General features: G+C 72.2%; 16 protein-coding genes. 10 read left to right on the forward strand and 6 right to left on the reverse strand.

Features of this window, described 5'->3' with window-relative positions:
- Positions 1–105: 105 nt before the first annotated feature.
- The 5 genes from OIE47_RS19435 to OIE47_RS19455 all read right to left on the reverse strand — a co-directional run bounded on the left by OIE47_RS19435 (position 106) and on the right by OIE47_RS19455 (position 7609).
- On the reverse strand, positions 106–1125 hold the full coding sequence (locus tag OIE47_RS19435; protein ID WP_442792171.1) for an AI-2E family transporter: 1020 nt from the start codon (positions 1123–1125) through the stop codon (positions 106–108).
- A 179-nt stretch (positions 1126–1304) separates the two neighbouring features.
- Positions 1305–2489 (reverse strand): low temperature requirement protein A, encoded by a 1185-nt coding sequence (locus OIE47_RS19440; RefSeq protein ID WP_326562901.1) that lies wholly within the window; start codon positions 2487–2489, stop codon positions 1305–1307.
- Positions 2490–2501: 12 nt separating this feature from the next.
- Positions 2502–4742: a hypothetical protein gene (locus OIE47_RS19445; protein ID WP_326562902.1), complete on the reverse strand. Its 2241-nt coding sequence runs from the start codon at positions 4740–4742 to the stop codon at positions 2502–2504.
- A 282-nt stretch (positions 4743–5024) separates the two neighbouring features.
- Entirely contained in the window at positions 5025–6272 is a 1248-nt protein-coding gene (locus OIE47_RS19450; protein ID WP_326562903.1) for a cell division protein DivIVA, read from the reverse strand.
- A 356-nt stretch (positions 6273–6628) separates the two neighbouring features.
- Positions 6629–7609: a TIGR03621 family F420-dependent LLM class oxidoreductase gene (locus tag OIE47_RS19455; RefSeq protein ID WP_326562904.1), complete on the reverse strand. Its 981-nt coding sequence runs from the start codon at positions 7607–7609 to the stop codon at positions 6629–6631.
- 170 nt (positions 7610–7779) lie between these two features.
- Between OIE47_RS19455 and OIE47_RS19460 the strand changes: the two genes are divergently transcribed.
- A complete protein-coding gene (locus OIE47_RS19460) occupies positions 7780–8661 on the forward strand; it encodes a hypothetical protein (RefSeq protein ID WP_326562905.1) in 882 nt (293 codons plus the stop codon).
- A gap of 66 nt (positions 8662–8727) precedes the next feature.
- On the opposite strand, the gene mce is transcribed toward OIE47_RS19460, so the two are convergent.
- Positions 8728–9198 (reverse strand): methylmalonyl-CoA epimerase, encoded by a 471-nt coding sequence (gene mce, locus OIE47_RS19465; RefSeq protein ID WP_326562906.1) that lies wholly within the window; start codon positions 9196–9198, stop codon positions 8728–8730.
- A 65-nt stretch (positions 9199–9263) separates the two neighbouring features.
- Here mce and OIE47_RS19470 point away from each other — a divergent pair, with 65 nt between their 5' ends.
- The 9 genes from OIE47_RS19470 to OIE47_RS19510 all read left to right on the forward strand — a co-directional run bounded on the left by OIE47_RS19470 (position 9264) and on the right by OIE47_RS19510 (position 22792).
- The gene (locus OIE47_RS19470) at positions 9264–10463 is read left to right on the forward strand and encodes an acetyl-CoA C-acetyltransferase (protein WP_326562907.1); all 1200 of its coding nucleotides are present in this window, start codon (positions 9264–9266) and stop codon (positions 10461–10463) included.
- A gap of 2 nt (positions 10464–10465) precedes the next feature.
- The gene (meaB, locus tag OIE47_RS19475) at positions 10466–11437 is read left to right on the forward strand and encodes a methylmalonyl Co-A mutase-associated GTPase MeaB (RefSeq protein ID WP_326562908.1); all 972 of its coding nucleotides are present in this window, start codon (positions 10466–10468) and stop codon (positions 11435–11437) included.
- Between the two features lie 57 nt (positions 11438–11494).
- On the forward strand, positions 11495–12184 hold the full coding sequence (locus tag OIE47_RS19480) for an ABC transporter ATP-binding protein (RefSeq protein ID WP_326562909.1): 690 nt from the start codon (positions 11495–11497) through the stop codon (positions 12182–12184).
- Between the two features lie 160 nt (positions 12185–12344).
- On the forward strand, positions 12345–12797 hold the full coding sequence (locus tag OIE47_RS19485) for an Asp23/Gls24 family envelope stress response protein (protein ID WP_326562910.1): 453 nt from the start codon (positions 12345–12347) through the stop codon (positions 12795–12797).
- A gap of 204 nt (positions 12798–13001) precedes the next feature.
- The gene (locus tag OIE47_RS19490; RefSeq protein ID WP_326562911.1) at positions 13002–14690 is read left to right on the forward strand and encodes an acyl-CoA mutase large subunit family protein; all 1689 of its coding nucleotides are present in this window, start codon (positions 13002–13004) and stop codon (positions 14688–14690) included.
- A gap of 46 nt (positions 14691–14736) precedes the next feature.
- Complete coding sequence (locus OIE47_RS19495; RefSeq protein ID WP_326562912.1) at positions 14737–15603, forward strand: ABC transporter ATP-binding protein; 867 nt, start codon at positions 14737–14739, stop codon at positions 15601–15603.
- A gap of 119 nt (positions 15604–15722) precedes the next feature.
- Positions 15723–18857 carry an FtsX-like permease family protein gene (locus OIE47_RS19500; protein ID WP_326562913.1) on the forward strand — a complete coding sequence of 1045 codons (3135 nt, stop codon included), beginning with the start codon at positions 15723–15725 and terminating at the stop codon, positions 18855–18857.
- On the forward strand, positions 18854–21856 hold the full coding sequence (locus OIE47_RS19505) for an FtsX-like permease family protein (protein WP_326562914.1): 3003 nt from the start codon (positions 18854–18856) through the stop codon (positions 21854–21856). The genes OIE47_RS19500 and OIE47_RS19505 overlap by 4 nt, the downstream gene beginning before the upstream one ends.
- Before the next feature lie 6 nt (positions 21857–21862).
- Entirely contained in the window at positions 21863–22792 is a 930-nt protein-coding gene (locus OIE47_RS19510; RefSeq protein WP_326562915.1) for a tetratricopeptide repeat protein, read from the forward strand.
- The last annotated feature ends 143 nt before the right edge of the window (positions 22793–22935 follow it).

Raw genomic sequence — 22935 nt, forward strand, 5'->3', positions numbered from 1 at the left:
CAGAGATCAAGAATGATCCTACAAGCGGGTGCGGAAGTGAAGGAATTGTTGATTCTGACAAATTGTGGACAACAATCGCGTTCGCTCACCCCGCCCGTTGCCGGGTCACCTCCGCTGCTGCCGCGGCAGCACCACCTCCCGCAGGATCAGCTGAATCGCCGCCACCGCCGGGATCGCCACCAAAGCGCCGATCACCCCGAAGAGAGCCACCCCCACCAGCGCGGCGACGATGGCCGCCACGTCGTTCACCTTGACCGAGCGCTCCATCACCTTCGGGTAGATCAGGTAATTTTCGAGTTGCTGGTAGATGACGAAGAAAACGAGACACGCGATTCCCGCCGGCAGGTCGGTGGCGAATCCGACCAGGCTGACGATGACCGCGCCGAGGGTCGCACCGATCTGCGGAACCAGGTCGCAGACGGCCACCACGACGGCCAGGGCGAACGGGTACGCCAAACCGACGATCATGGCGAAGACGAAGGTGCAGAGCCCGGCGAGTACGGCGATCGCCAGCGCACCGACCATGTACGCGCCGACCTTGGCCAGGATCTCGTCGGTGATCAGGGTGACCCGGTTCCTGCGGCTGGCCGGCACCAGGGCGTACCCGAGCGTCTTGAGCCGGTCGAAGGCGGACATGAAGTAGATGGTCAGGACCAGCACGGTCAGCACGTTGAAGATGGCGCCGAAGATGAACTGGGCGCCGCCGAACACCCCGCCGACCGCCTGGCTGATCGTTTCCGGGTTCGCCGCGGCCTGGATCCGGTCCATCAGGTCGTACCGCTCGACCAGGTCGTTGACCGTGGCGTTGCGCCGCAACTCCTCCACGTACGTCGGGACCTGTTCGAGGAACTCACCGGTCTGGGTCACCACCGGCGGGACCAGCGCGAAGATCCCACCGGCGAGCACCAGGAGCACGGTCAACGCGACCACGGTCACGGCGAGCCCGTGCGCCAGCCCCCAACGGCGCAGTCGGGCAACTGCCGGGTTGAGCCCGATGGCGAGGAAGAGCGCGATGAAGATCAGGATCAACATCGAGGCCGCACCGCGTACGGCGAGGAAGGTCGTGTACGCCACGACCAGGCCCAGGCCGCCGGTGAACCCGATCAGGAAGCTGTTGCGGCGCAGCGGTCGACCGGGCTGCCCGTACCGGCCGCCGGGGGTGTGTTCGGGTTCCCCGGGTTCGTCCGCCCGGCGCTGCTCCGGGGGCGGTGCCGCCCGTTCGACCTCCGCCGTCGGCTCTTCGACCGCCACCGGCCCCTCCCGTACTCGACCTGTCTGCCCTGGGAGGTTATCGGCCGGTTCGATCACACCGGCGGCGAGGGCTGCTCCGGCACCCGACCCCAACTGCGGGCGGTGTCCGCCGCCGCCATCCCGGCCAGCACGAGCATCGCGCCAGTGGCGATGGCCACCGGCGGCAGGAAGATCATCGCCGGGGTCATCAGGCCGAGGATCAGCAGCGCCACGATCCGGGACAGGGAGACCCGCCCGAACACCTCGTACTCGAACCGGGACCGCCCGACCAGGAACAGGACGGGCCCTCCGAGCAGCACCAGGACCATGCCCCAGCCGGTGTTCCCGACCGGGTCGTGCAGGACGATCTCGAAGCCCGCGGCGGTGACCACGATGCCGCCCACCATGGCCAGGTGGGTGTACGGCGCGACCTGGAAGAACCGTCGGGTCTCGACCACCGACCCGATGGCCAGCGGCAGCACCTCACCGGCCCGGTGGGAGTAGATCCGCCAGAGCAGCAGGGTGCTGGCGAACGAGACCACGAATCCCAGTGACCGGCCGAGGTCGAACTCGGTCCGGCTGAACGTCAGCCCGATGACCAGGATCGCGTCGCCGAGGGCGATGATGATGAACTGCTGGTACCGCTCGGCGAGGTGTTCCGCGGTGACGTTGTACTGGGTCTTCGGCAGCCGGCCGAGCAACGGCGTGGGATAACCCAGGCTGAACGCGCCGTAGTCGAGGGCCAGCGCCAGGGCCCAGAGCCCGGCCCGGCTGGTCGGGTCGTCCGCCAGCCCGCCGAGGATCCACGGTACGGCGGAGAGGGCGAACCAGAAGAAGATCCGGATCGCCCGCCCCTGCGCCTTCTGCCCGTGCAGCAGCGGCACCAGGAAGAGTCCACGACTGAAGTGGATCCCCACGTAGGCGCAGGCGAAGATCAGGCCGTACTCGGTGAAGGCGCGGGGCAGCGTGGAGGCCATCAGCAGGCTGCCCAGCATGACCGTGACCGTGATGAGCTTGATCGAGATCTGTTGCGGGTCGTACAGGTCGGTGAGGAACGCGGTGATCGACCAGACCCACCACATCGCCATCAGCAGCAGCAGCGACTGCAACGCCCCGGTCCAGGTGTGGTGCGCCGCGAGGTGACGCGAGATCAGGGCCAGCGCCACCACGTACACCAGGTCGAAGAAGAGCTCCAGCAGGCCGACCCGGCGGGATCCCTCCGGGTCGCGCTCCAGTGCCGCCTTGGTGCTGACCCTCATCTCGGTGCTGCGTTACTCGGACTCGACCGAGACCTTCTGCTCGGCGTCCACCGAAACCTTCTTCGGCTTCGCACTCCGCTCGTCCGTGGTCGGCTTGGCGGCATGGTCGTCCGTGGTCGGCTTCGCGCTGAGCTTGCCGCTGTCACCGGTGCTCGTGATCTTCGTGGCGGTCGCCTCCCGGCCACCCTCACCGGGCACCGCCGCCACCGTCGGCTCGCCGTTCACGTCGCTGGTGATCGCGTCCGCGTTGACCGGAGCCTCCGCCGGAGCGGTGGGACTGGTCCGGGGAGCCGGCCGGTCGACCGCGCTGTCCGCCGCCCGCGCCACGTCGGCGCCGGCCTCCACCACGAGCTGCTCGGCCTCCTCGGCCGACCGCTGGGTACCGGTCAACCGCTGCTGCTCGCCGGCGAGCTGCTGGTTCGCCTCGGCCAGCCGGCGCTGGATGTTGTCCGACTCCTGCCGGGACGCCACGGTCTCCTGCCGCAGGTCGGCAAGCTGCTGCTGCGCCTTCGCGATCTCCTGCATCACCTCGGCGAGCTGCTGCCGTCCGGCGGCGGCCTCCTGCTGGGTGGTGGCCAGGTGCTGCTGGGTGGTGGCGAGGTGCTGCTGCGCGGTGGCGGTGTACTCCTCGAACTGCCGCCGGGACGCCGCGGCGTGCTCCTCGGCCTCCTGCCGGGCGGTGGCGAGGTGCTCCTCGGCCTGCCGCTGCACCTGCGTGGCGTGCTCGTCGGCGGCGCGGCGGATCTCCTCGGCCTCCCGCTCCAGCTCCGCGCGCTGGGTGGCGTGCTGCTGCTCGATGTTGGTCCGCCACTGGGCGAACTCCTGCTCCGAGGCGGTACGCCGGGCGGCCAGCTCCTGCTCCGCGGCGCTCCACCGGCCGGCGATCTCCTCGTCGATGGTGGCCCGGCGCTGTTCGATCTCGTGGTCGACGCTGGCCCGCCACCCGTCCAGCTCACGCTGGGTCTGGGTACGAACCTGCTCCACGTACGCGTCGGCGTCCACCCGGGACCGCCGGACGATCTCCGTGGTCTGCTCGGTGACCCGCTGGGCCTCCGCCTGGGCCTTGGCGTGGGCGGCCTCGCCAACCTCCCGCAGCCGGGCACCCTCCTCCCGGCCCTTCGCCACCGCCGTCTCGCCGGCCTCGCGAAGCTGGGCGGCCTGGCGCTGCGCCTCGGCGAGCGCCGCCTCGCCGTCCTGCCGGGCCCGGGTGAGCAGTGTCTCGCTCTCCTGCCGGGCCTTGGCCAACTGGGCTTCACTGTCCTGCTTGGCCTTGTTCAACGCGGCTTCGCTGTCCTGCTTGGCCTTGGCCAGGGTGGCCTGGGCGGCCTCGCGGAGCCGGGTGGCCTCCTGCCGGGCCTGGGTGAGCGTGGTCTCCCCGTCCTGGCGGGCCTTGGCCAGGTGGGCCTCGCTGTCCTGCTTGGCCTTGGCCAGGGTGGCCTGGGCGACCTCCCGCAGCCGGGCCGCCTCCTGCTGAGCCTTGGCGAGCGTCGACTCGCTCGACTGGCGGGCCTTGGTCAGGGTCGCTTCGCTCTCCTGCCGGGCCTTCGCGAGCGCCGCCTCACCGTCCTGCTTGCCCTTGAGTCGGGTCGCTTCGCTCTCCTTGCGCGCCTTGGCCAGGGTCGCTTCGGCTTCCTGCCGGGCCTTCGCCAGTGCGGCCTCGCCGGCCTGGCGCAGTTGCGCGCCCTCCCGGTGCCCCTGCTCGTGCGCGGACTTCCCGGCCTCCTGGAGCCGGGCGGCCTGCTCGGTCGCGGCGGCCACCGCGGCGTCCACCTTCGCCTTCCGGGCCGCGGCGGACTGTTCCTCCTCGCGTCGGCGGGAGGAGAGGGCGAGTTCGAAGTCGCGCAGTGCGGTGGCGGCGTGGTCGCGTGCCTCGGTGAGGATCCGGTTGGCCTCGCTCCGGTGCGTCTCGGCCTCGCTCGTCGCATTCGCGAGAGTGAACTCGGCCTGCTCGTGGGCGAGGGACAGGATCTGCCCGACCACCGGGCCGACGTGCAGCAGGGACGCCTGGTCCACCGTGCCGGCCTGGCGGCGTACCTCGACGAGGTCGCGTTGCAACTGCTCGACCTGACCGGCGAGCTTGTGGATCTGGGTGAACGCCTGTTCGCGTTCGGCGGCGAGAGTGGTTATCTCGTTCTCCGCGCGGATGACGTACCGGTCCACCTGTCGTCTGTCATAGCCTCGCAGGGCCGACTCGAAGCTGGGCTCCGTAGCCACTTCCCCACCAAGGGCGAACAGTTCCTCGCCGTGCGACATGTCCCCATCCTCACATGCGGCGTGGCGCGGCGCGGCGAATACCGTCCGGCCCGATGGGATGGAAGCAGGTACTTCCTTATTGTATGGGGTGTCCGTTTCGTTGGAGTAGGCCGGGGTTGATCCGCTGACCTGTACCGGAGTCCGGACAGGCCGCAGGGCCGTACCGGCACGATCCGGTACGGCCCCGCGCACTCTCCTGCCCCGCTCGGCGGGTCCCACCCGAAAACGGGTCGGACCCGGACCGACAATCTGCCCGACGAACCCGCGTCTGACGGAACCCGGTCAGCTCGCGGCGTCGGCGGTCTTCCGCTCCTCCGCGTCGTCCGTCTTCGCGGCGGCGGCAGCGGCAGCCGGTGCCACCGGCACGATGCCGGCCAGACCGGAAAGCATCTGCCCGAGCTGCGAGGTGACCGCGTCCTTCTGCCGGGTCAGGTCCTCGACCTCGCGGCGAGCCGCCTGCGTGGTCAGGTCCGCCTCGGTACGCGCCTCGTTCAGCAGCCGGTTCGACTCCGCCCGAGCCTCGTTCAGGGTCTTGTCGGCGAGCGCCTTGGCCTTCTCCACCGTCTCGTGCGCGCTGCGCTCGGACTCGATCCTGCGCGCCTCGGCCCGCTGCTCGATCTCCTTGGCCCGCTCCTGGGCGGCCCGCGCCCGCTGCTCGGCCTCGCCGACCAGCTTCTGGGTCTGCGCCACCTGGGCGGCGTGCCGCTCGGACTCCTCGCGCTCGGACTTCTCCCGGCGCTCGGCCAACTGGAGCTCCAGCGCCTGGAGGTCCTTGTCCCGCTTGTCCCGGGCGTCGGTGAGCAGCTTGGTCGCCTCGGCGCGCTTCTCCTCGGCCTCGCGGGCCGCCTTCGCACGCTGCTGGGTGATCTCCCGCTCGGCGGTGGCGCGCAGGGTGGCGACCTCCCGCTCGACGGTGGACTTCAACTCGGCCACCTCGTGCGCGGTGACCGTACGGAGCTGCTTGGTCTCCCGGTCGGCGTCGGCGCGCAGCGTGTCCGCCTCACGGCGGGCCTGCACCCGGACCTCGGCGGCCTCACGCTCGGCGGTGGTACGGACCGTGCCCGCCTCCCGCTCCGCGTTGGCCTTCATCGCGGCGGCCTCGGCCCGCGCCTTGTCGGTGATCTCGCGCGCCTCGAGCCGGGCGGCGGAGAGGATGCCCTCTGACTCGCGCTTGGCCTCGCTGCGGTGGTCGTTCGCCTGTTCCTCGGCGAGCCGGAGGATCTGCTCGACCCGGGTGCCGAGCCCGGAGAGGGTGGGCCGGCTGTTCTCTTCGAGCTGCTTGTTGGTGTCGGTGAGCTTCTGCTCCACCGAGGTCAGCCGTTGCTCGGCCTGGCGGAGCCGACGCTGGGCGTCGTTCATCCGCTGCTCGGCCTCGGCGCGGGCCTGCTCGGACTGGGCCAGCGCCGCGGTCAGCCGCCCGAGGTGGCCGTTGACCTGCTCGCGGTCGTAGCCGCGGAGGGCCACCGTGAAGTCGGGTTGCGAGTTCGCGTTCTCGAAGAACGTAAGAGGGGAGGACTGCTGCTGGGGCATTGGGACATACTGGCAGACACACCGGGGTCCTTCGCAAGAGCTGACCGGCGTTATCACGCCCCGTTCACATGGTCAACGAGGAGTCGTCGGCCTGGCGTACCCTGGTGTGATCTTGGCAGCTCCCGGGGCCGGCGGCGGCCGTCGCGCCGCCCGCGCGACGACCGAACGCACCGGTCGTCGCTCCTTTCCCGAACGACGCGCTAACCGCTTCCCGAGTACGTCGCGACGATCGAATGGGCGCGGATCGAAGCGGACGAAAAGCAAATCCCCGTCCCTCGAAATGGTCGTCGAGGCGATGTCGTGGATAGCCCTGCGTAGCCGAACCGGTGGCGCCGACGCGGACCGGGCGGTCCCGGTCAACGGCCGGCGAGTCGCGCGACGATCGGAGCCGCGGCGTCGAGGTTGCCGCCCAGGTGCAGGTAGTTGATGCCGAACCGCTCGCGGAGCGCGAACAACCGGTCCACGCACTCCGGCACCGAACCGTGCAGCACCGACGGCGAGGCGGCCAGCGCGGACGGATCGGCGAGCGCGGCGTGACTGGAGGTGGACCGGTGCTCCACCCCCCGGTGGGTGACCCGTACGTCGAACATCCGTAGCTGGAACTCCAGTGCCGCCGGGTCCCGACCGGCCGCGACCGCCGCGTCCCGGGCCCAGGCGACCTTGCGGTCCATCCGCTCCGGACTCATCTCCGCCACCGCGGCGAGCGGATCGACGTCCGGCGCGAGCCTCGGGTTGATCCCGATGATGTCGGCGGTCCGCCCGGCCAGCTCCAGCACCCGGCGGCTGCCGCCGCCGACCAGCAACGGTGGCCGGGGCCGCTGCACCGGCTTGGGCAGCCCGTCCAACTCGGTGAGCTGGTAGTGCCGGCCCGCGAAGCTGACCGGCTTGTCGCCGAACAGACCGGTGATCACCTCGATCGCCTCGGCCAGCCGGTCGACACGTACGCCCGGCGGGTCGAACGGGAGGCCGGCGGCGTCGTGGTCGTCGCGCAACCAGCCGGCGCCCAGCCCCACCTCCACCCGCCCCCCGGAGAAGACGTCGAGGTTGGCCATCGACTTGTGCAGCAGCACCGGGTGCCGGAAGTCGTTGCAGAAGACCATGCCGAGCACCCGGAGCCGGGTGCTGGCCTCGGCCGCCACGGTCATCGCCACCAGCGGATCCATCGCCCAGCCACCGGTGAAGTGGTCGGAGACCGAGACCGAGCTGAAGCCGAGCTGCTCGATCCGGCGGATCTCGTCGCGCCACTGCGGCACCGGCCGGTTCAACGCCGGCATCGAGGCGGTGAACCGGAACGGCCGTGGCCCGGCGACGCCGGTACGGTCCGGAGGTGGGGGCATTCCTCCGACTGTAGGCGGGTCGCCGACCCGTACGCGCGGTCCGTGTGGCCAGGACCGCTACCCAGTCGGATTCTCGACAGCCGGCCCCGAGCAGCCCCGAAGTCCTTTCGGCTTCGCCCCGGTGCGGCATACCGTGACCCCCGGCTGGGATCTCTTCGCAGGAGGCCGCGATGACGGTGGTGTACTTCGATTCGCCCATGTCCGACGACGAGCGGCGGCGCAGGCTCTTCGGCGGGGACCTGTTCGTCTACTCGCCCACCCCGCACTCGATGGCCCTGGTCGCCTTCGCGCGGGAGATGGCCGAGTCGGCGTTCGCGCCGCACTTCCCGCCGGACGCCCAGCACCACCTCTCCGGGCCCGAGTACGTGCAGGTGCTGGCCGACCTCAAGCCGACCTTCATCAACCACCCGCGCAGCAAGGAACTCGTCCGGGGCATGCTCGCCGACCTGGGCGCGGACGTGGAGCAGACCTACTTCGACGTGCCCCGGCTGCGGAGCATGACCAGCGAGTACCTGAACGCCGGGCTGACCCTCCAGTTCGAGTCGCACCGGGACACCTGGTTCTCCGCGCCGATGTCGCAGCTCAACTTCTGGATGCCGGTGTACGACGTCGAGGAGGCCAACGTGATGGCCTTCCACCCGCCGTACTTCTCCAACGGGGTGCGCAACAGTTCCCGCGACTACAACTACGCGCAGTGGGTGGCGCACGGGCGTACCGCCGCGGCGCAGCAGATCGACATGGAGACCCGCAAGCAGCCCGAGGCAGAGGAGCAGATCGCGCGCGAGCCGGACATCCGGGTGATCACGCCGCCCGGGGGCGTACTGCTCTTCTCGGGGGCGCAACTGCACACCACGGTGCCGAACACCTCCGGCAGGACCCGCTTCTCCATCGACTTCCGGGCGGTCAACCGGCGTGACGTCGAGCAGCGGGTCGGCGCCGAGAACGTCGACTCCGACTGCACCGGCACCACGCTCGGTGACTTCCTGCGCGCGACCGATCTGGAGCCGCTGCCGGCCGACCTGATCGAGTCGTACGACACCGTGCCGGCCTGACCCGGTCGCGGTAACCGCCCCGGGCCGTCCGGCTCCCCCCGAACCGGCCCGGGGCGGTCTCACATCTCAGTGCCGGGCGGGCTCGACCAGTTCGACCAGTACGCCACCGGCGTCCTTGGGGTGGACGAAGTTGATCCGGGAGCCGGCGGTACCGCGCCTCGGGGTGTCGAACAGCAGGCGCATGCCGCGCTCGCGCAGCGCCGCACCGGCCGCGTCGACGTCGGTGACGGTGTACGCCACCTGCTGCACCCCCGGACCGGACCGGTCGAGGAACTTCGCGATGGTCGACTCCGGTGACAGCGGCGCCAGCAGTTGCAGGTGGCCCCCGTCGGGGGTCGGGCCGACCTGGAGCATCGCCTCGCGTACGCCCTGTTCGTTGTTGACCTCGGTGTGTACGCACCGCATCCCGAAGACCCGCTGGTAGAACTCGATCGCGGTGTCAAGGTCGGCGACCGCTATACCGACGTGGTCGATACGTTGGAGGCCGATGCCTGTGATTTTGTCCGCAGCGGTCTCGACGGGGTGCTCTTCTGCCATAGCGCTAGTCTGGCCGAACAATCGTTAAGGTGCACGATCGGCCCACCCCTCGGAGGCGGAGAGTCATGGCTTCGGTGATCGTCAGCGGTGCGCGTACCCCGATGGGGCGGCTGCTGGGCAACCTCAAGGACCTGTCGGCGAGCAAGCTCGGCGGGATCGCCATCCGGGGTGCGCTGGAGCGTTCCGGGGTCGCCGCCGACCAGGTCCAGTACGTGATCATGGGGCAGGTGCTCCAGGCGGGTGCCGGTCAGATCCCGGCCCGGCAGGCTGCCGTCGAGGCGGGCATCCCGATGTCCGTACCGGCGCTGACGATCAACAAGGTCTGCCTCTCCGGCCTCGACGCGATCGCCCTGGCCGACCAGCTCATCCGGGCCGGCGAGTTCGACATCGTGGTGGCCGGCGGGATGGAGTCGATGACCAACGCCCCGCACCTGCTGCTCAACCAGCGCACCGGCTACAAGTACGGCGACGTGACGATCAAGGATCACATGGCGCTGGACGGGCTCACCGACCCGTGGGACTGCTGCGCGATGGGGGAGTCGACCGAGCGGCACGGGGTGAAGCACGGCATCACCCGGCAGGAGCAGGACGCCTTCGCGGTGGCCAGCCACCAGCGGGCCGCCGCCGCCCAGAAGAACGGCGTCTTCGCCGACGAGATCGTCCCGGTGGAGTTGCCGCAGCGCAAGGGCGACCCGCTGGTGATCAGCGCGGACGAGGGGGTCCGCCCGGACACCACGGTCGAGACGCTGGCCCGGCTGCGCCCGGCCTTCACCCCGGACGGGACGATCACCGCGGGCAGCTCCTCGCCGATCTCCGACGGTGCCGCGGCCGTGGTCGTGATGAGCAAGACCAAGGCGATCGAGCTGGGGCTGACCTGGCTGGCCGAGGTCGGCGCGCACGGCAACGTCGCCGGACCGGACAACTCGCTGCACTCGCAGCCGTCCAACGCGATCAACCAGGCGCTGCGCAAGGCCGGGCTCGGCGTCGCCGACCTGGACCTGGTCGAGATCAACGAGGCGTTCGCCGCGGTCGGCATCAAGTCCACCCGTGACCTCGGGATCAGCAGCGAGATCGTCAACGTCAACGGTGGCGCGATCGCCCTCGGGCACCCGCTCGGCATGTCCGGGGCGCGCCTGGTCCTCACCCTCGCCCTGGAGCTGCGCCGGCGCGGCGGGGGCACCGGGGCGGCGGCACTCTGCGGTGGCGGTGGACAGGGCGACGCGCTGATCATCCACGTACCGAGCGGTGCCGGCGAGCGGGAGTGACGGTGCGACGGGGTCGGGACGTACCGCTGCTGGTCGACCGGGCCCGCGACGGTGACGCCCGCGCGGTGGCCCGGCTGATCACCCTGGTCGAGTCCGGGGACGAACTGCTGCCGCAGGTGGCCGCGGCGCTCGCGCCGTACACCGGTCGGGCGCAGGTGATCGGGCTGACCGGGGCTCCCGGGGTGGGGAAGTCGACCACGACCAACGAGCTGGTCCGGGCTCTGCGGGCCGGCGGCCACCGGGTCGGGGTGCTCGCCGTGGACCCGTCGAGCCCGTTCACCGGCGGGGCGATCCTGGGCGACAGGGTCCGGATGCAGGAGCACGCCACCGACCCGGGCGTCTACATCCGCTCCATGTCCAGCCGGGGTCACCTCGGCGGGCTGGCCTCGGCGACACCGCAGGCGGTCCGGGTGCTGGAGGGCGCCGGCTGCGACGTGGTGCTGGTCGAGACGGTGGGGGTCGGCCAGGCCGAGGTGGAGGTCGCCTCGCTGGCCGACACCACGCTGGTGCTGCTCGCACCGGGCATGGGTGACGCGATCCAGGCGGTGAAGGCCGGCATCCTGGAGATCGCCGACATCTTCGTGGTCAACAAGGCGGACCGGGACGGGGCAGACGCCACCGTCCGCGACATCCAGGGCATGATCGCCCTGGGTGAGCGGGGGCCGGGCCAGTGGCGCCCGCAGGTGCTGCGGGCGATCGCCTCGCGGGCCGAGGGGATCGACGAGATCGTCGCCGGGATCGAGCGGCACCGGGCCTGGCTGGTCGAGCACGACGAGCTGCGGCGGCGCCGGGAGGCGCGGGCCGCCGCCGAGGTCGAGGCGATCGCGTTGGGCGCGCTGCGGGCCCGGCTGGGCTCACTGCGCGACGGTACGGGGTTGGCCACGCTCGCGGCCAAGGTCGCCGCCGGTTCGCTGGATCCGTACGCCGCCGCCGGTGACCTGCTCGCGGAGCTGGACGACCGGTCCGCGGGCTAGGTCGACGGCAACCGTCGGGGGTCACGGCGCGACCGCTTCGCCGGTAACCTTCGCGGCGTGGGTACGACGGTTCGGGTCGACGGGATCACGGTCGGGTACGGCCGGGGTGAGCCGGTGCTGCGCGAGGTGTCGGTCACCGTGCGGCCGGGTGAGGTGCTCGCGGTGACCGGGCCCTCCGGCGCCGGCAAGACCACCCTGCTCTGGGCGATGGCCGGCCTGGTCCGTCCGGCGGTCGGTCGGGTCGAGGTGGACGGTGCGGCGCTGCGGGACCGGGACGACGCGGTTGCCCGCCGGGTGGTGCTGGTGCCGCAGGACAACGGCCTGGCCGAGATCCTCACCGCGGGCGAGAACCTCCAGGTGGCGTTGATCGCCGGGGGGAACTCTCCGGCCGAGGCCCGCCGGTTGACCGCGGAGTCGCTGGGCCGGCTCGGGCTGTCCGGGCAGACCGACCAGCTCGTCGAGGAGCTTTCCGGCGGGCAGCAGCAGCGCACCGCGATCGCCCGCGGGCTGGCGCTCGGCGGTGCGGTCCTGCTCGCCGACGAGGTCACCAGCGAGTTGGACGCGGGCAACCGGCAGCGGGTGATCGAACTGCTCCGGGCCGAGGCCGACCGGGGTGTGGCGGTGGTCTTCGCGACGCACGACCCGGAGGCGGCCGCCGCCTGCGACGCCGAACTGCACCTGTTGGACGGTCGCGCCGAACTGGTCCGTCCGGCTCCACCGGTGCCGACCGCCCCGGTGTCCGGCTAGCCGTTCCGGTGCGCCGAGGTTCGCCGGTCGACGACGGTTCGCCCCGCCCGTCCTGGGTGGACACTATCCGTCAGGCCATCCCGCGAACGGGTCGCGCCGAGTAGGCTCCCTCATCGCGCAGGGCGCCGGGGTCGGCGCCGAGACCAGGGGAGAAGTCAGCATGAGCGAGGTTGTGCAGAACACCGAGGGCGACGCCGCGGGCAGCGCCGTACCCGAGGCGGCAGCGGCCCCCGCGCCGGCCGCCGCACCGCGCGGAACCACCGCGGTGTCCGAGGAGGTCGTGGAGAAGATCGCCGGTACGGCGGCGCGTGAGGTGCCGGGTGTCGCCGAGCTCGGCGGCGACGTGGCGCGTTTCTTCAACAGCGTCCTGGACCGGATCGGGCTGGACGAGGTGGGTGACGCCGGCCGTGGTGTCTCGGTGGACGTGAAGGGTACGGCCGCGACCATCAACGTCGTCATCGTGCTCGAGGCCGGTCACGTGGTGGGCGAGGTGACCGAGGCGGTACGGGCCAAGGTCATCGAGGCGGTCGAGAAGTACGGCCTCCAGGTGACCCAGGTGAACGTCAAGGTCGACGACATCGAGCTGCCCGCCGCGCCGGCCGCCGGAGCCTGAGTCACCGGTCGACCGCCGGTGCCCGGTCGGCCGTGGCAGGTCGCCGGTCATCAAGCACAATTGCCGCGATTTTAGGACCTTTCGCTCCGGATCACCCTCCGATCCGGTGGCGGGAGGTCCTTGATCGTAGGCTGGCTTAGCGATCGTTCAGGAAAGCCCTCTATGCTCGACTGGCAGTCGAGGACTCGAGGAGGAGCTCTCCGGATGAACGCCGACGAGATCGATGCCGGCCGGGCCCGTTGGCAGGCCCGGTATGACGCGGCCCGCAAACGGGACGCCGACTTCACCACCCTGTCGGGCGCGCCCGTCGAACCGGTCTACGGCCCGCCACCCGGCACCGACCACCCCGGCTTCGAGCGGATCGGCTGGCCGGGGGAGTACCCGTACACCCGGGGTCTCTATCCGACCGGATACCGGGGACGGACCTGGACCATCCGGCAGTTCGCCGGCTTCGGCAACGCCCAGCAGACCAACGAGCGCTACAAGATGATCCTCGGCGCCGGTGGCGGCGGGCTCTCGGTCGCCTTCGACATGCCGACCCTGATGGGGCGCGACTCCGACGACCCGCAGTCGCTCGGCGAGGTCGGGCACTGCGGCGTGGCCATCGACTCGGCCGCCGACATGGAGACCCTCTTCGACGGCATCGGCCTGGCCGGGACCACCACCTCGATGACCATCTCCGGACCGGCCGTACCGGTCTTCTGCATGTACCTCGTCGCCGCCGAACGCCAGGGCGCCGATCTGTCCAAGCTGGACGGCACGTTGCAGACCGACATCTTCAAGGAGTACATCGCGCAGAAGGAGTGGCTCTTCGAACCCGAGCCGCACCTGCGCCTGATCGGCGACCTGATGGAGTACTGCGCCCGGGAGATCCCGCGCTACAAGCCGCTGTCGGTCTCCGGCTACCACATCCGGGAGGCCGGTTCGACCGCCGCCCAGGAGCTGGCGTACACGCTCGCGGACGGGTTCGGCTACGTCGAACTCGGCCTGTCCCGGGGACTGGACGTCAACGTCTTCGCCCCCGGACTCAGCTTCTTCTTCGACGCCCACCTCGACTTCTTCGAGGAGATCGCCAAGTTCCGGGCCGCCCGCCGGATCTGGGCCCGGTGGCTGCGCGAGGTCTACGGCGCCACCGACGAACGGGCGCTCTGGCTGCGCTTCCACACCCAGACCGCCGGCGTCTCGCTGACCGCGCAACAGCCGGTCAACAACGTCGTACGGACCGCGGTCGAGGCGCTCGCCGCCGTCCTCGGCGGCACCAACTCGCTGCACACCAACGCCCTGGACGAGACCCTCGCCCTGCCGACCGACGAATCGGCCGAGATCGCGCTGCGGACCCAACAGGTGCTGATGGAGGAGATCGGCGTCACCAACGTCGCCGACCCGCTCGGCGGCTCCTGGTACGTCGAGGCGCTCACCGACCGGATCGAGGCCGAGGCGGAGGAGATCTTCGCCCGGATCCGCCAGCTCGGCGGCGAGGGACCGCACCAGATCGGCCCGATGACCTCCGGCATCCTGCGCGGGATCGAGGACGGCTGGTTCACCGGCCACATCGCCGAGGCGGCGTTCACGTACCAGCAGGCCCTGGAGAAGGGCGAGAAGAAGATCGTCGGGGTGAACGTACACACCGGGACGACGGCCAAGGAGCTGGAGATCCTGCGCATCTCGCACGAGGTGGAGGTGGAGCAGCGCCGGGTGCTCGCCGAACGCAAGACCGGCCGGGACACCGCCGAGGTCAAGGCCGCCGTGGACCGGATGGTGGCGGTCTCGCGTACCGGGGAGAACATGATCCCGGCGATGCTCGACGCCGTACGCGCCGAAGCCACCCTCGGCGAGATCTGCGACGCCCTGCGCGCCGAATGGGGCGTCTACCGCGAACCCGCCCGCTTCTGACCGCCACGGGGTGGTTTCGCGGGTGAGCTTGTGATAGCTATCAGCGATGACTGGGTTGGCGGTGGCGTGTCGGCGGGTGGTGCACATCTACCGGGCCGAGGCGGGTGACGTGGTCGCTCTCTCCGGGGTGGACATCTCGATCAACCCCGGGGAGATGCTCGCCCTCGTCGGCCCGTCCGGGTCGGGCAAGTCGACCCTGGTCGCCCTGCTCGCCGGGCTGATGCGCCCGTCCGCCGGACGGGTCAGCGTCGGCACGTACGACCTCGGCAAGCTGAGCGACCGGGAGATCTCCCGGCTGCGCGGCACCGAGATCGGGGTGGTCCTCCAGGGTGCCGCCCGCAACCTGCTCCCGTACGCCTCGCTCCAGCGCAACGTGTGGCTGGCCCAACGCAGGGCGGCGGCCACCTCCGGCATCACCCTGGACGACCCCGAGCGGATCCTCGACCTCGTCGGCCTGCGCGGCCAGGGCGGCGTACGCATCGACACCCTCGCCCCCGGCGCCCGGCAGCGGGCCGCGCTCGCCGTCGGCATCGCCGCCTCGCCCGGGTTGCTCCTGGTCGACGAGCCGACCAGCCAGCTCGACACCCGGGGACGGGACGAGGTCCTCGACGCCCTGGAGACCGTCAACGCCGAACGCGGGACCACCATCGTGGTGGTCACCCACGACAGCGTGGTGGGCAACCGGTTCGGTCGGGCGGTGACCATCCGGGACGGTCGGGTCGGCGCCGAGGGGCGCGACGGGCAGGACTTCGCGGTGGTGGCCGGCGACGGCACCGTGCAACTGCCGCCCGAGGTGTTGGGCGAGTTCCCGCCCGGCACGCTGTTCACCGTCGACCGGACCGACGGCGTGGTGACGCTGGTGATCGGCGGCGTCGGAGTGGCGCCACCGGCGCAACGGGAGCCGGCCGGCTGAGGTGGCGGCGACCCGGCCGGTCCGATGCGCCCCGGTCCGGGTCACGGGACAGATTTTCGGTGGTCCGGGGCGATAGGGTCGGCGCTGGTCCGCATCGACGACCGTCGCCCGGAGGTGCCATGCTCGGCCTGGTCCTGAGCGCGATCCGGGTGCGCCGGGCGCAGGCCGCGATCCTCTTCGTGCTGACCGGCCTCGCCGTGGCCGCCGCCACCGCCGCCCCGTGGTACGTCATGGCCACCGCCCGTACCGTGGCGCTCGCCCAGGTCGAGGGCGCCGACCCGAGATTCCTCGCCGCCCGCGCGACCGGATCCGTGGTCAAACCACCGGCCGAGAACGTGACCGGTGAGGCACTGCTGACCGCCGCCCGGACCAACGGTGGACGGGCCCTCACCGTGCCGGGTACGAGTCCGACCGTGGCGCTGCGGTACAGCGGCAACGCCGCCGGCCCGACCGGCCGGCTCCGGCTCACCATCGCCTACCGGGACAGGGTCTGCCCCGAACTGGTGGTCGACGGGGCCTGCCCGGACGGGCCGGGGCAGGCGGTGCTGAGCCGGCGTACCGCCGAACTGCTCCAGGTGGGCATCGGGGACGAGGTCGTCTTCGAGGCCGGACTGTCGGGCGACCTGCCGGTGCGGGTGGTCGGCCTCTACGAGCTGCGCGATCCGGCGTCGGCTTACTGGGCGCTGAGCGAGCTGGGCGGTGTGACCGGCAACGAGTCGAGCGCGACCAACTCCGGCGACTCGATGTTCGTCACGGCGGAGACGATGGCAGCCCTCCCGCTGCGCGAGATCAACGCCGACTACCACCTGGAGCTGCCGGCCTCGGCCTTCCTCCGGATCGACGGGTACGACCTGGTCGCCGACATCGCCCGGCAGGGCCAGGGGGCCACCTCCTGGCGGGTGGAGACGAACGCCCGACGGCTGGCCGAGCGGGTGTACCGGGAACAGGACCTGCTCAACCTCGGGGTCACCGTCGCCGCCGTCGAGCTGCTGCTGCTCTGCTGGTTCGCCCTCTACTTCGCCGTACGGCACACCGCCGAGCAGCGCCGCGCCGACATCGGCCTGGTCAAGCTGCGCGGTGGAGCCCGGTGGCGGGTCACCGCCCTGGTGATGCTCCAGAGCGCGCTGCCGATGGTCACCGGCGCGCTGGTCGGCGTCGGGCTGGGCGTACTCGCCGCCCGCCTGCTCTCCGGCGCGATCGCCGACCCGGGACGGTCCGCGACCGCCACCGCCCTCTCCCTCGCCGCCGCCGGGACCGCGATGGCCGGGGCACTGGTCGCCGTCGTGTTCGCCGACTCGCGGGCGATCGGCTCGGGTGTGGTCGAGCTGCTGCGCCACGTACCGCCGCGCCGGCGCGGGTGGCGGGCCGACGTCGTCGACCTGGTACTCGTCGCGGTCGCCGGTGCCGGGATCTACCAGGCGGCGGTGACCGACCGGGAGCCCGGCAGCGCCACCGGGCTGGTCCTCGTCGCCCCGGCCCTGGTCGCCGTGGTGGTGGCCCTGGTGGCGGGGCGGCTGCTCGGCCCGCTCGGGGTCCGCGCCGGCCGCCGGGCGCTGCGGGCCGGTCGGCTGCCGGTCCTGCTGGCCGCCCTGCAGGTCGCCCGCCGGCCCGGCACGCACCGGATCTTCGCCCTCATGACGGTCGCGGTCGCGATCTTCACCACCGCGGTCACCGGGTGGTCCGCCAGTGGGCAGGCACGGGACCGCCGGTCGGCACAGGAACTCGGCGCCGACCGGGTGCTCACCGTCCAGGTCCGCAACCGCGCGCACCTGCTCGCCGCGGTCCGGGCCGTCGACCCCGGCGGTACGCAGGCGATGGCGGTCGTACGCAACAGCGTCAGCGGGGGCAACGGGCAGACCATGCTGGCGGTCGACTCACCCCGGTTCGCGCGGATCGCCATCGGCCAGCCGGAGTACACCCCGGCCGGCACCTCGGAACTGGTCGGCCTGCTGCGTCCGGCCGTACCCGAATCGGTGCTGGTGCCGGACGGCGCCCTGACCCTCGACCTGACCGCCGAGGCGAGCCAGGTCCCGCCCGAACCGGGTCGGGTGGCCCCGCCGCTGCTGGTGATCGCGCAACTGCTCAACCCCGCCGGTGAGCCGGTGCCGGTGCTGTTCGGCCCGGTCACCACCGGGCGGGCCGAATACACCGCGCCCGCCGCCGACTGCGGTACGGCGGCCTCGGCGGAGCCGTCCACCGCCCCGGCCGGCTGCCGCCTGGTCGGGTTCGACCTGGCCAGCCGTGACTCCTCCGGGCAGTTGATCACGGCGGCCGGGCGCAGCGTCGAACTGCACGGACTGGCCGGTCCGACCGATCCGTTGCTCACCCCGGCCGTGCTCGCCGATCCGCTGCGCTGGCGGGCCCAGGATTTCCTGGACCTGCCCGCCCCGATCGTGGCCGCCGGACCGGGCGGGCTCACCGTGACCACCCGGCCCGGGATACCGACCGGGGCGCTGCCCCTGGCACGGGCGTACGTCATCGACGCACCGGTCCCGCTGCCGGTGCTGGGGACCGGCCGGATACCGGTCGTGGTCCCGGGTGATCCGCAACTACGGCTGTTCGGCGGAACCGCCATCCCGATCCGGGTCCCTCCCTCGGCCGGGGCATTGCCACAGGTCCCGGGCACCGGGTTCCTGGTCGACCTGGAGTACGCCGACCGGCTCGCCGCCGGCGGTTTCGGTGACGAGCCACAGGTCTGGCTCGCCCCCGACGCCCCCGAGGACCTGCCCGACCGGCTCCGGGCGCAGGGACTGACCATCGTCGACACCGACTCGATGGCGTCGGTGCAGGACCGGCTGGGCCGGCAGGGGCCGCCGTCGACGCTGCGGTTCCAACTCCTCGCGGGGGTGATCGGCCTGCTGCTCGCCGCCGGTGCGTTCACCGTCGCCGCCGCCGTCGAGCGGGGCGACCGCCGGGCCGACCTGGTGGCACTGCGGGTGCAGGGTCTGCCCCCGGGCGCCGTGCGCCGGGTCGCGTACGGGGGTGACCTGCTCCTGGTCGGTTGCGCGGTGCTGCTCGGCGTCGGTGCGGCCGTGCTGGCCGGGGCGGTCCTGCGGTCCACCATGCCGCTGTTCGTGGACGGGTGGCGGCTGCTGCCGACGTCCACCGCCCCCGGTGGCCCCGCCCTGCTGCTCGCCGCGCTCGGCGGCCTGGTCGTGCTCGGCGGGGCGGCGGCGATCGCGTCGACCCAGCTGGTCCGTGCGGTCACCGCCCGAACCGCCGGTGGGGTCCGGGCACCGAGGGAGGCACCGTGATCGGGCTGGTCTGGTCGATGCTGGCGGCCCGGCGCGGGCCGGCGGTGGTGCTGCTCCTGCTGAGCATCTTCGCCACCGGTGCGGCGGTCGCCGGCCCGGTGTACCTGGCCGCCGTCGACCGGGCCAGCAGCGCCGTGGTGGTGGCGGAAGCACCCCGTCGGGAACGTACGGTCAGCCTCACGACCGTGCTCAACGAGCCGGACATCCAGGACACCCGGTTCGACTCGATGACCTCGTCGCTGCTCACCCTGCCCGGCTTCAGCCCGGTGTACTCGGCCCAGTTCGGCATCCTCGGGATCGAGGTCGGGGACGCCGAGCAGTCCTCGGTGGTGTTCCGGGAGGATGTCTGCTCGCACCTGGTCCTGGTCCGGGGCAGGTGCGCGGTGGCCAACAGCGAGTTGCTGATCGGTGAGTCGACCGGCACCCGGCGCGGGCTCGTGCCGGGGGCCGAGGTGACCGTCGTGGCCTGCATGTTCGACCCGATCCGGAACAGGTACGTCCCGATCGCCCAACCGGCGACCCTCGTGGTCGTCGGGGTCTACCGGCCGACCGATCCGGAGGAGGTCTACTGGGGACGGTCGGGCTACTTCGTGCCGGGGGCGCCGGACACGGCCCGCGAGCCGGTTTTCGTGACCCGGTCCGGGCTGGACGTGATCCCGCACCCGACCGACCTGCGGCAGGTCGACAGCATTCCGGGACCGGACGCGTTGACGCCCGACCGGCTGCCCGCACTCCGGGCCGAGTACGAGGAGCTGAAGGACGACCTGGGCGGCAGCGCCGGTGGGGCCGGGTACGCGACGATGCTGGCCGACCTCCCGGATCTGCTGGACCGGATCGAGGACTCCCGAGGGCTGGCCCGGCAGGTGGTGCCGGTGGCGGCCGTACCGCTGGTGGCGCTCTGCTGGTTCGTCATCTTCCTCGCGGTCGCGTTCGGCACCGCCGCCCGCCGGCACGAGCTGGGGCTGGTGGCGCTGCGCGGCATCCGTACGCCGACCCGGTGGTGGCTCTCCGGCGGCGAGAGTGTGCTGGCGATCCTGATCGGCGCGCCGATCGGTTTCCTGGTCGGCACGCTCGGGGTGCAGTTGATCGCCCGCTCCCGGATGGACGCCGAGTTCGGTGTCCTGCCGCCGCGATCCGCCCTGACCGCGGCCCTGGTCGCGGTCGCCGGTGCCCTGATCGCCGGCCTCCTGGCCCAGCGACGGGTGGTGGCCAGCCCGGTGGTCGACCTGCTGCGCCGGGTACCGGCCCGGTCGGTGAGCTGGCGCTCGGTCGCGGTCGAGGCGATCGCGGTGGTGCTGGCGGTGGTGGCCGCGTTCCAGTTGCGGGGTTTCGACGGTGAGCTGGTCGGGCTCTCCCTGCTGGTGCCCGGCCTGGTGGCGCTCGCGGTGGCACTGGTCGCGGCGCGGCTGCTGATGCCGCTCGCCGGTCGGCTCGGCGCGGTCGCGTTGCGCCGTGGTCGGGTCGGTCCGGCGCTGGGTCTGCTCCAACTCGCCCGCCGGCCGGGCAGTCAACGACTCTTCGTGCTGGTCACGGTCGCGGTCGCGTCGCTCTCCTTCGCCGCCGCGGCGGTCGACGTGGCGGGCCGGGCCCGCGCCGAGCGGGCCAGCGTGCAGACCGGGGCGGACCGGGCGTTGCGCGTACTGCCGGTGGACGCCGGGGTGCTGCTGGGCGCGGCCCGCGCGGTCGACCCCGCCGGGGGGTACGCGATGGCCGTCGGCGTCCTGCCGGCGCAGGACGACAACGCAACGTCGGTGCTGCTGGTGGATTCGAAGGCACTGCCACGGGTGCCGACCTGGCGGGCCGAGTTCGGGCTGCCGGCCGACCAGGCGGCGGCCCGGTTGGGCGCGCCCGTGTCGGCCCCGTTCACCCTGCGGGCGTCCCGGGCGGCGCTCACCGTGGAGGTTCCCGCGCAGCCCGAAGGGGCCGAACTGGAGGCGACCCTGGTCCTGCGGGCACTGGCCGGTGGCCCGCCGCTGCGCGTACCGCTCGGGGTGCTGGACACGGGCCGGCACGAGTATCCGGTCGACGTGCCGGGGTGCGTGTCGGGTTGCCGGGTGGTCGGGGTCCAGGCCAGGTACCAGCGCCCCGGTACGGAACCGGGCGAGTTGCTGCTGGTCGAGCTGCGGGCCCTCGACTCCGGTGAGGTGGCGGTCGGTCCGGCGGACTTCGCCGACGCCCAACGGTGGCGCGGTACGCCCGATTCGGCGCCCGACCCGGCCGGGCGGGGACTGCGGTTGCCGATCACCGGGTCGGCGTACGAGGAACTGGCCTGGGCTCTGCCGTTGGACGTACCGGTCCGGCTGCCGGCACTGGTCGCCGGAGGGCTGCCGGGCCGGCTCCCCGGACTCGACGCCGACCTGCACGAGGTGGACCCGGTCCTCGACGCCGGGGTGCTGCCCCGGGTGGGTGGTCGGGGCATCCTGCTCGACCTGGAGTACGCCGAGCGACAGTCGGTCAGCGGAACCCTGCTGCCGGCGGCCGAGGTGTGGTTGACGGCGGATGCGCCGGCGGACGTGGTCGACCGGTTGGAGGCCCAGGGGCTCCAGGTGATCGGGGAGATGACGGCGGCCGGGGAACGGGACCGGCTGGCCCGGCAGGCGCCCGCGCTCGCGGTCTGGTTCCACCTGCTCGCCGGTGGGTTCGCCATCCTGCTCGCCCTGTCCGGTCTGGTGCTGATGGTCACCGTCGACCGGCGGCGGCGGGTCGAGGACGGTCGGGCGTTGCGTCGTCAGGGTCTGCCGGCCCGGGTGGTCGGCGCCGCCGCCCGGTGGTCGTACCTACCCGTGGTGACCAGCGCGTCGCTGGCCGGGTTGCTCGCCGCCGGGGCGGCCTGGTGGCTGGCCGGTGACTATCTGCCGATCTTCGTCGACCGGGATTTCCGGCTGACCCCGCCACGCTGGCCGGATTTATTCCCGGTTTTCGGGCCATGGGCGCTGGCCGGGGTGATGTTCGTGGCCGTGGCGGTGGCTCTGGGTTACGCGTCGCGCGTGCGAGACTAGACAACCATGAGCGACCCACGGATCACCTCGTCGATCTTCACCCGCGGCGCGGTAGACCTCGGCGCGCTGCGCAGCGCCGCCCAGCCGACCGCCCGACCCGCCGGCCAGCCGCCGGCCACCCCGTCCGCACCCGCTGCCGCGCCGGCCGGCGCCGCAGGTGGAGGCGGGGTCACCGTCATCGACGTCAGCGAGGCGACGTTCCAGACGGAGGTGCTGGAGCGGTCCCTCACCACCCCAGTGGTGATCGACTTCTGGGCCGAGTGGTGCGAGCCGTGCAAGCAGCTCTCGCCGGTCCTGGAGCGGCTGGCGGTGGAGGGCGGCGGCGCCTGGGTGCTCGCCAAGATCGATGTCGACGCCAACCCGCGGATCGCCCAGATGTTCCGGGTCCAGGGCATCCCGATGGTCTACGCCGTGATCGGCGGCCAGCCGGTGGACGCCTTCTCCGGCGTGGTGCCCGAGGCGCAGTTGCGGCAGTGGCTCGACGCCGTGCTCAAGGCCGGCGGGGTGGCGGTCGACACGCCCGAGGATCCCCGGCTGGGCGAGGCCGACGAGGCGCTCATCACCGGCGACCTCGACACGGCCGAACGGGCGTACAAGAAGATCCTGTCGGACGCACCGGCGGACGCCGCGGCCGAAGCCGGCCTGGCGCACGTCGCGCTCGCCCGCCGGGTCACCGGGGTCGACCCGAACGCCGCCATCGCCGCCGCCGATGCCAACCCCGACGACGTCCCGGCCCACCTGCTGGCCGCCGACATCGAGGTGCTCTCCGGCCAGGCGGAGCAGGCGTACGCGCGCCTGGTCAACCTGATCCGGCGCAGCTCGGGCGACGACCGCGAGGGCATCCGTCGCCACCTGCTCTCCCTGTTCACCGTTGCCGGCCCGGACGACCCGGCCGTCGCCGGAGCCCGCCGGGCGCTGGCCAGCGCGCTGTTCTGACCGGTGCCCGGTCGGACGGGCGGCCGGGGTGTTCCGGGTAACGGTTGACCATGGAGCGTGAAAAGTCTGACGAGGCTAGTGCGAAATGCCTGACCCTGGGTGCGGGAAAAGTGTGATCACATGGGTTCGGAAGGCCTGACCAG

Origin of the sequence: Micromonospora sp. NBC_01796, from assembly GCF_035917455.1 — a bacterium.
GTDB lineage: Bacteria > Actinomycetota > Actinomycetes > Mycobacteriales > Micromonosporaceae > Micromonospora_G.